Below are 8,176 nucleotides of genomic sequence, written 5' to 3'. Positions count from 1 at the left end.
GGGAGCGGCCGTGAGGTCGGCCAGCCACAGGTCGGTACGATGGCCGGTGCCGTGGCTCTCGGTCACCAACAACCAGCGCCCGCCCAGGACCCTCACTCCGGGGACGGTGCCCGGGCCGGTGCAGGCGTGCACTAATGTCTCGGCGCCGTCGGTCGCCCGGCGCAGCCACACCCCGCGGACTCCCTGGACACCGTCGCGGCGTACGTAGAAGAAGGAACGGCCGTCCCCGGGCAGCCAGGCCACGTGCGAGTAGCGAACCCGTGGCACGGTAGGCCCCACGGGTGTGCCGTCGGCCACCCGAAGCACCCGTAGCCGGCCGTGCTCCACCCCGCCCGAGGATGTCTGCACGGCGACCAGCCCACCGTCGGGAGAAGGTTCCCAAGCGTCCAGGGTGGTGCGGCCCTCGGGGTCTTCGACACAGGGGTCGTACACGGTGCGCGCGCTGTGGGCGGCCAGGGGTGTTCCGGGTTCCGCGTCGGGCAGGATGACCAGGCGCGGGTGCTCGCCTCCGGCCGTGCGTACCGTGGCGAAGAGGGCTCCGGGGCGGTGGACCGGAACGGACCACAGGTCGGTGGCGAGGAGTTCCCGGATCCGGGTGGCCAGGTGCTCGCGCAGTGGCCAGTCGGAGGCCTCTCGTTCGTACTCGCGAGCGCGTTCCTCCAGCCAGCGCAGGGTCCGGGGCGAACGCGCCGACTCCAGCCATCGATAGGGGTCGGGAACGGGTCGGCCGTGCAAGGTGTCGACGACCGACGCGGGGTCGAGGGCGAGGGCGCCTCCGGGGGCTCGGTTACGCACGATCACATGCTTCAAGTGGCCCACCACGGTGGTCAAGGAATAGATGCCTGGCCCTGGGGAAGCCGGAATGTCACCCGTGGGAAAGGTTTGGTGAAAGGGCCTGCCGGGATCGTTCGGAGGCGGGTCGGAGTGGGTGGGTAGGAAAGACCTCACGAAGAGTCACATGAGCGATTTTCGGGGGAACTTATGGAACGCAGTACCGCTGTTGCGCCCCGCACACCGGGAGTGGGAAGGTCCGTGGTGGCCGCGATCTGCTTCGCGGCGGCGGTCCTGGCCACGGCCCTGGTCGGCGGTCTGGCCGCGTCCGGATCGGGAGGGGTCTACGCCGAACTCGAAGTCCCCACCTGGGCGCCGCCCTCATGGCTCTTCAGCCCGGTGTGGACCGCGCTCTACGTGTTGATCGCCGTGGCCGGTTGGCTGGTCTGGCGGGCCGCCGGCCTGGCCGGGGCCAAGACCTTCTTCGTGGTGTACGTCCTGCAGTTGGTCCTGAACGCCTTGTGGACCCCGCTGTTCTTCGCCTTGGGGCTCTACGGCACGGCCCTGATCGAAATCGTGTTCTTGGACGTCGCAGTGGCCACCGCGATCGTACTGGCCTGGCGGCATAGCAGGCTCGCGGCGTTGCTGCTCGCCCCCTACCTGGCCTGGTCCCTGTTCGCCACCGCCCTGAACCTGGCCATCTGGCTCCTGAACTGATCGGGAGCCGTGCCCGGGAGGGCGAGCACGGACGCGGCCGGTGGCCCCGGGGGAAGGGGACACCGGCCGCGCACGATACTCGTTCCGAAGGACTCGGAAGGGGCGGTCAGTCGTTGCCGTGGTGACCGATGGCCAGACCGCTCTGCTGGTCGAAGAAGTGCAGCTGGCTGACGTCCACCGACAGGCTGATGGTGCTGCCCGGCTTGACCTTGCTGCGCGGGCTCACCCGAGCGGTGAACAGCGAGCGGTCGCCGCCCAGGGCCAGGGCGCTATCGGCTTCGTCACCGGCGGCGTCCTTGGCCAGGGCGGTGGCGTCCTCGTGACGCACCGGTGGGGCGTCGATACCGAAGATGACGTTGATCTCGGTACCCAGTTCCTCGGTGACACCGGCGGTGACCTCGATGCGGGGGTCCCCGTTGCCGTCGAACTCGGCGTCGTTGAAGTCGGAGGGACGGATACCCAGGATCAGCGAACGGCCCAGGTAGTCCTCCAGTCCCGGACGGTCGTCGAGCAGGGAGGCCGGGACGGGCAGCTTGTGCCCGGCGAACTCCAGCACCGCCCCCTCCCCGTCACGCTTGAACTCGGCGTCCACGAAGTTCATCGCGGGGGAACCGATGAACCCGGCCACGAACAGGTTGACGGGGGAGTCGAACAGCCGTTTGGGGGTGTCGACCTGCTGAAGGCGGCCGTCCCGCAGCACCGCGACCCGGTCACCCAGGGTCATCGCCTCGATCTGGTCGTGGGTGACGTAGACGGTGGTCACCCCCAGGCGTTCGTGGAGCTGGTTCAGGGAGGCACGCATCTGCACACGCAGCTTGGCGTCCAGATTGGACAGCGGCTCGTCCATGAGGAAGGCGCGCGGTTCGCGCACGATGGCGCGGCCCATGGCCACACGCTGGCGCTGACCACCGGAGAGGGCGCCCGGCTTACGCTTGAGGTAGGGCTCCAGGCCGAGCATCTCGGCGGCCTCGGCGACACGGCGGGCGATCTCCGGCTTGGCGACCTTGCGCAGCTTCAGGCCGAAGGCGAGGTTCTGTTCGACGCTCATGTGCGGGTAGAGCGCGTAGTTCTGGAAGACCATCGCGATGTCGCGGTCCTTGGGCGGACGGTCGTTGACGATCTCGTCACCGATGACCAACGTGCCGGCGGAGATCTCCTCCAAACCGGCGATCATGCGCAGCGCGGTGGACTTACCGCAGCCGGAAGGGCCGACGAGCACCATGAACTCGCCGTCCTCGATCCGAAGGTTCAGGTTGTCGACGGCCTTGACGTCGCCGCCGTAGATCTTGTCGACGCCCTCGAGGACGATCTCCGCCATGGCATTCAACTCCCGCTCGGTGTGGCGTATCCGATATTGAGGGGATCCCGTGGCCGATGATCCCTTCAACTCGACCCGGTGTTCGAACTTGATCGAAGCGGGTCGATTTCTGATCACATCAGATCATGGTGGTGATCGGAATGTCCATAGTGGGTTCGATTTCGATCTGATTGCGGTCGCCCGCAATCCTTCTCGGCACGGCTGGCGTGCGGGCCCCAGGTGCGTTAGCCTGTCCGACGGTTCACCACTTGCTCCCCTTCGCGTACTCGATGCGGCCACCACGACACGGTGGCCGGGTTGAGACGACAGGTCGGGGAGTCTGGGTAACCTAACGACCAGTCCAGCACTGGACGGACCGGTTGTGCGGCCCTCGCTCGTCCGATCGGACACCGCATCACGCGCCAGGTGCGGTTGGGATCGGGTGAGGGGCGGAGCACCGCGACCGGGCGGGGGGTTGGACCCGGAAAAGGCCCGAACATCCAGTAGACAACGGTCTTCCGAGCTCGCCGCCGACGGGACGGAGCCGGTCCGAAGGGTGGCTCGGGCCTTTTCCGCGTCCCCCCGACAAGCCGGCCGGGGGGCGCGTGTCCGTTGACCGTGCTCACCACCCTCAGCGGAAAGCGAGCACCCCACGTGGTTGCCGAGCACACGGGAGCGGGCCCCGCCCAGGCTCCCGAAAGATCCTCTCGGGACGGCGCGATGACCGGGCCGAAGACCACGGCGACCATATGGTCCCCCTTGACCCCGGGGGGCCGATGGGGACACCGGGATCCGCTCTGGCGGACCCTGATGGCGATCGGTGCCGGCCTGGCCCAACTCTTCGCGCTCCCTCCGTACGGCCTGTGGTGGCTCGGCCCGCTCAGCGCCGCCATGTTGCTCTTGGCCGTGGGCGGCACCTGGGCTCGACGCGCCGCCTGGCTGGGCGCGGTGTCCGGGGCCACCCTCATGGTCCCGCTCATCAAATGGCAGGACGTCTTCGGCGTCGACGTGTGGCTGCTCATCGCAGGCGCCGAGACCATCTACTTCCTGCCCATGGCCATGGGACTGGCCATGGTCGCCCGCCTGCCCTACTGGCCGCTGTGGACCGCAGCGCTGTGGGTGGCCCAGGAGGCCGTACGCGCCCGCTGGCCCCTCGGCGGCTTCCCCTGGGGCAAACTCGCCTTCGCCCAACCCGACACGCCCTTCGTCGGATACGCGGCCCTGGGTTCTTCTCCCCTGGTCACCTTCGCCGTCGCCCTCACCGGCGCGATGCTGGTGTGGACCCTGCTGCACGCCGTGAACGCCCGGGGCCGAACCCGTGTACTGCTGCCCACCGTGGGCCTGGCCACCGGTGCCGCGATCGTTCTGGGCGGTCTGGTGGCCCCCGCCCTCGGACGCCCCGCACCGATCGAGTCCGTCACCGTCGGCATGGTCCAAGGCAACGTGCCCAACGTCGGAGAGATGTCCATCCTGGGCGAGCGCACGCAGGTTCTGCGCAACCACGCCGACGGTGTGCACGAGTTGGCCGACGCCGTCCGCGCCGGCCACTACCCCGAACCCGACATGGTGCTGCTACCGGAGAACGCCAGCGACATCGACCCCTTTCGCGACCCCATGGCCGCCGAACTCATCGACGAGGCCGCCGCCGACGTGGGCGTTCCCCTGCTATGGGGGATGAGCCGCTTCAACGACGACGGCACCCGCTACGTCCAGAGCGTCGTGTGGGATCCCGAGACCGGGCCCGGGGACGTCTACCGCAAGCGCTACCTCGTTCCGTTCGGCGAGTACGTCCCCTACCGAGACTTCTTCACCCGTTTCGTGTCCCGTCTGGAACAGGTCGGTTCCGACGCCGTTCCCGGGACCGAAGCGGGGGCCCTCGACGTCGCGGACGCCACCCTGGCCGTGGGAATCTGCTTCGACGTCGCCTTCGATCCACCGGTGCGCGAGGCGGTGGCCGCCGGGGGGCAGATCCTCGTGATCCCCACCAACAACGCCAACTACAACTTCACCGGCCAGTCGGATCAGCAGTTGGCCATCACCCAATTGCGCGCCGTCGAACACGGCCGTCCCGCCGTGGTCGTCTCCACCAGTGGCGTCAGCGCGGTGGTCGAACCGGACGGCACCGTGACCTACCGCTCACCCGAGGCCGAACCCGACATCCACGTCGCCGAGCTCACCGCCATGGAGGGACCCACCCTGGCCACTCGGCTCGGTGCGGCTCCCGAAGCCCTCTTGTCCGGTCTCGGCCTGGCCGCCGTGATCGCCTCCATGGTCATCGCCCGCCGCGCCAAGACGTGAGAGGAGACCGCTCCACGGGAACCTTTCACCCCGAGGAGGCGTTCTTCCGATAGGGAGACCACCGACCCCGGCCCACGACCCTGAGGATGGTTCCGCGATGCCGTTGCTGTTAGTGCTCGCGTTGATGGCACTGCCGTTCCTGGAAGTCTGGTTGATGATCGTCGTCGGCGGGCAGATCGGCGTCTCGTGGACTCTGGCGTCCCTGGTCTCGCTGATGATCCTGGGCGTGGCCGTGCTGCGCCACACCGGGCGGGCCTTTCGCGAGGTGCTCCAGGAAGCCGACGAGGCCATGCGCACCGGACAGCAACCGCGCAAGGGGCTCTTGGACCCGTTGATGCTCATGGCCGGCGGTATCCTGCTGGTCGTTCCGGGCTTCATCACCGCGACACTCGGCCTGCTGTTGGCCACCCCCTTCACCCGCCCCGCCCTGCGCTGGGTGTTCGCCGGTTGGGCCGCGCGCCGGATGCGGAAGATGCAGGACCGCGTGAACGAGGAGTTCGCCGCCGGCGCCACCATCCCCGATCAGGGCCCGTTCGGTCCCAGAACACCGGGCGACCCCTTCGGCCGAACCCCCGGTGGCACGAACCCCGGCGGCGCCGATCAGGGTCGCCCCACCGCCAATCGGGGCCGCGTGATCCAGGGTCGGTTCGAGCCCGACGAGGACGACCGGCACTGACCCTTCCCAGGGACGCGCCCGGCAGGAGTCGAAAGGCCCTCCCTGGATCCCTGAGACGGGCCTTCGCCGTCATGGCCGGTTCCCTCAGGAGCTCTGGGGCGGGTCGGTCCCGGAGCCCGGTTCGGTGGGGGAGACGTAGGCGCCCACGATGCGGGCGAGGACCGTGCTCGGGAACAGGGTGCCCGGGCGCCTTCGCCCCGGATGGGGTGGTGGACGAGTGGGGGCCGCGACTTCCAGGGGTGCGAGGCCATCGAGAGGTGGAGCGACGGCGAGTTCAACGGAGCCAAGGGCGCGCTGAGCGTCCAGTCGGCCCGGGCTCCGACAACGGCGTCACCGTGGCCGGTGACCGCTGCTCCGACCACGCCGACGGCCTCCGCTCGTTCGCGCTCACAGTCCAGGGCGACCGGCTCCGCCCGAGTGGGCCTCCGTGAGGGCGGAACGCCCCGCCGGTGGTACTGCGCGGCCCGGATCGCCACCGGCGCGCGGTTCAGCCCAAGCCGTGCAGGCGCGCGTGTAGGCCCCGGACCTCCTCGGCCAAGGCGGCCACCGGACCCTCGACCGGGACAGCGGGGGCGACCTCGGTGATGGACAGCGGCCGCACGGGCGCGCCGGGCACGCCCCACTCCCGGAGCCAGCCGACCAGCTGCTCGGTGGAGCTGGCGTACACGATCCGGCCCAAACCCACCCACGCGTGCGCGGCCGAGCACATAGGGCAGTGCTCACCCGAGGTGTACACCGTCGTCGCGGCGCGGTCCTCGGAAGACAGGTGCTCCGCCGCCCATCGGGCGATCGCGAACTCCGGGTGTTGGGTCGCGTCACCGCCCGCCACGCGGTTACGGTCCTCGAACAGCACCGCACCGTCCGCGCCCACCAGTACCGAACCGAAGGGCTCGTCCCCCGCGTCCAGTCCCTCGGCAGCCAGCTCCACCGCGCGTCGCAGATGCCGCAGGTCGGTTTCGTCCACCATCGTGCCCTCTTTCGTTCTGGACCTGGCGCCACGGTACAACCCACCGGAGAACCAGGGGTCCCGCAGGACACGTGTCGTTGACCTGCCCGCATGAGCACCACGATCCGCCCCTACGCCCCCGAGGACCGCGACGCCGTGGTCGCCTTCTCCCTGAACGCCTGGGAGTCCGCACATGCCTCGCCGGTACGGGTGCTCGGTCCGGAACCCTACCCTGCTCAGTGAGGGCCGGTGGGAACAGCGGGGCCGTGACGCCCACAAGGGCCTGGACGCGGAGCAGGGCCGAGCCGCGACCGCTTCGGCGTGACCGTGGACGGGGTGGACACGCATCGATGGCCGATTCAGCCCGGCCGGGCCTTCGGTTCCTGTGGTGTGGAGTGAGCATCGGGGTGTCACCGCGAGGGTTCGTGGGGGAGAATGCGGAGTGAAGCGAGTGTTCGTCCCCAGGTGCCTGGGGGAGTGCGCGACCGGTGGGCGAGGCCGAGCGGAGCTCTGTCCGCCGGTAGATCTCGCGGAGATAACGGCCCGTGTTTCTGCAGGTCATTAACTGTGAGCCCCACGCACGTGGGGATGGACCGTCGTCCTACTCTCAGGGCCGCACTGAGAACTGGTGAGCCCCACGCACGTGGGGATGGACCGGCCTCCAACCACAGGACGATCCCGTGGATGGGGTGAGCCCCACGCACGTGGGGATGGACCGCTGTCGGAGTAGCCGGTGGGTGCGCGGCATGTGTGAGCCCCACGCACGTGGGGATGGACCGTCTCGGAGCTTCCGGGACATCGCCGGGTCGCCGTGAGCCCCACGCACGTGGGGATGGACCGCGTTCGTGGGCATCGATCAGATGAGCCAGTGAGCCCCACGCACGTGGGGATGGACCGACAAACCGCCCCGGCTTTGATGGTCGGGGCTTGTGAGCCCCACGCACGTGGGGGGTCGGTGGCAATGCCCTGTACCTGGCGTAAGCGTGCAGGTCGCTGTGGCTGTGGTCGGTGAGGACCTGCGGCTGCCCCTCGAGCACTGGATCGGCCGCATCGGGGGAAGGCGAAATCCCGTGTCGTCCCGTGGTTCAGCGCGATATCGCTCTCGACCCCGCGAACGACCTCGCCACGGCTGATGCCCGACCCCACAGCGTGGCTCGTACCGGCGGTGCGCTCTCTGCTCGGTCGATGCCCCGTACCGGCCATCCTTCCGACCCGGCGGTATGCCTTGACGTGGGATTCTCGCATATCGGGACAAAATTTCTCCGAAAACGCTTTGTCGGTGGTGTGGGGGAACGTCTTACTCAGGACGAAAGAACAACGACTCGACGAGGAGACCCATGATGAGCGTCCGCCCCGCTCCCACGACCGCCCGCCGTTGCCTGGGCGAGTCCACCGACCTGGTGAGGCAGTGGGTCCGGGTGCACGACGATGGCTCCGCCGGCCTGTTGCCGGCCGCCGATCACACCGGGTG

The 8,176-nt window shown here is 69.1% G+C and carries 6 protein-coding genes, 1 pseudogene and 1 CRISPR repeat array; of the genes and pseudogenes, 4 read left to right on the top strand and 3 right to left on the bottom strand.

All coding sequences use genetic code 11. From position 1 onward, the window contains the following. Positions 1–798 (bottom strand): annotated as a pseudogene (locus tag D472_RS0112725) (prolyl oligopeptidase family serine peptidase); the annotation flags it as partial. A 183-nt stretch (positions 799–981) separates the two neighbouring features. On the opposite strand from D472_RS0112725, the gene D472_RS0112720 reads away from it, so the two are divergent. Beyond that, positions 982–1,488, top strand: coding sequence for a TspO/MBR family protein (locus tag D472_RS0112720; RefSeq protein ID WP_026117637.1), 507 nt, complete (start codon positions 982–984; stop codon positions 1,486–1,488). Positions 1,489–1,594: 106 nt separating this feature from the next. Here D472_RS0112720 and D472_RS0112715 read toward each other — a convergent pair whose 3' ends face one another. Then, positions 1,595–2,806 (bottom strand): ABC transporter ATP-binding protein, encoded by a 1,212-nt coding sequence (locus D472_RS0112715; RefSeq protein WP_017604867.1) that lies wholly within the window; start codon positions 2,804–2,806, stop codon positions 1,595–1,597. A gap of 633 nt (positions 2,807–3,439) precedes the next feature. On the opposite strand from D472_RS0112715, the gene lnt reads away from it, so the two are divergent. Next, a complete protein-coding gene (gene lnt / locus D472_RS0112710; protein ID WP_026117636.1) occupies positions 3,440–5,083 on the top strand; it encodes an apolipoprotein N-acyltransferase in 1,644 nt (547 codons plus the stop codon). A 97-nt stretch (positions 5,084–5,180) separates the two neighbouring features. After that, positions 5,181–5,759 carry an FxsA family protein gene (locus D472_RS0112705; protein WP_026117635.1) on the top strand — a complete coding sequence of 193 codons (579 nt, stop codon included), beginning with the start codon at positions 5,181–5,183 and terminating at the stop codon, positions 5,757–5,759. A gap of 487 nt (positions 5,760–6,246) precedes the next feature. On the opposite strand, the gene D472_RS0112700 is transcribed toward D472_RS0112705, so the two are convergent. Then, positions 6,247–6,726, bottom strand: coding sequence for a nucleoside deaminase (locus tag D472_RS0112700; RefSeq protein ID WP_017604864.1), 480 nt, complete (start codon positions 6,724–6,726; stop codon positions 6,247–6,249). Between the two features lie 90 nt (positions 6,727–6,816). Between D472_RS0112700 and D472_RS29300 the strand changes: the two genes are divergently transcribed. Continuing rightward, positions 6,817–6,948 (top strand): hypothetical protein, encoded by a 132-nt coding sequence (locus tag D472_RS29300; protein WP_017604863.1) that lies wholly within the window; start codon positions 6,817–6,819, stop codon positions 6,946–6,948. 324 nt (positions 6,949–7,272) lie between these two features. Continuing rightward, positions 7,273–7,602: a CRISPR direct-repeat array (repeat unit 29 nt; unit sequence GTGAGCCCCACGCACGTGGGGATGGACCG). Positions 7,603–8,176: the final 574 nt, after the last annotated feature.

Source organism: Nocardiopsis alkaliphila YIM 80379 (genome assembly GCF_000341005.1).
GTDB lineage: Bacteria > Actinomycetota > Actinomycetes > Streptosporangiales > Streptosporangiaceae > Nocardiopsis > Nocardiopsis alkaliphila.
Note: the sequence above shows the minus strand (reverse complement) of the source record. Positions and strands in the feature narration are given on the sequence as shown.

Coding starts and splice junctions, on each gene's coding strand:
- D472_RS0112715 (WP_017604867.1), bottom strand. CDS start 2,806: ATGGCGGAGATCGTCCTCGAGGGCGTCGACAAGATCTACGGCGGCGAC.
- D472_RS0112700 (WP_017604864.1), bottom strand. CDS start 6,726: ATGGTGGACGAAACCGACCTGCGGCATCTGCGACGCGCGGTGGAGCTG.
- D472_RS0112720 (WP_026117637.1), top strand. CDS start 982: ATGGAACGCAGTACCGCTGTTGCGCCCCGCACACCGGGAGTGGGAAGG.
- D472_RS29300 (WP_017604863.1), top strand. CDS start 6,817: ATGAGCACCACGATCCGCCCCTACGCCCCCGAGGACCGCGACGCCGTG.
- D472_RS0112705 (WP_026117635.1), top strand. CDS start 5,181: ATGCCGTTGCTGTTAGTGCTCGCGTTGATGGCACTGCCGTTCCTGGAA.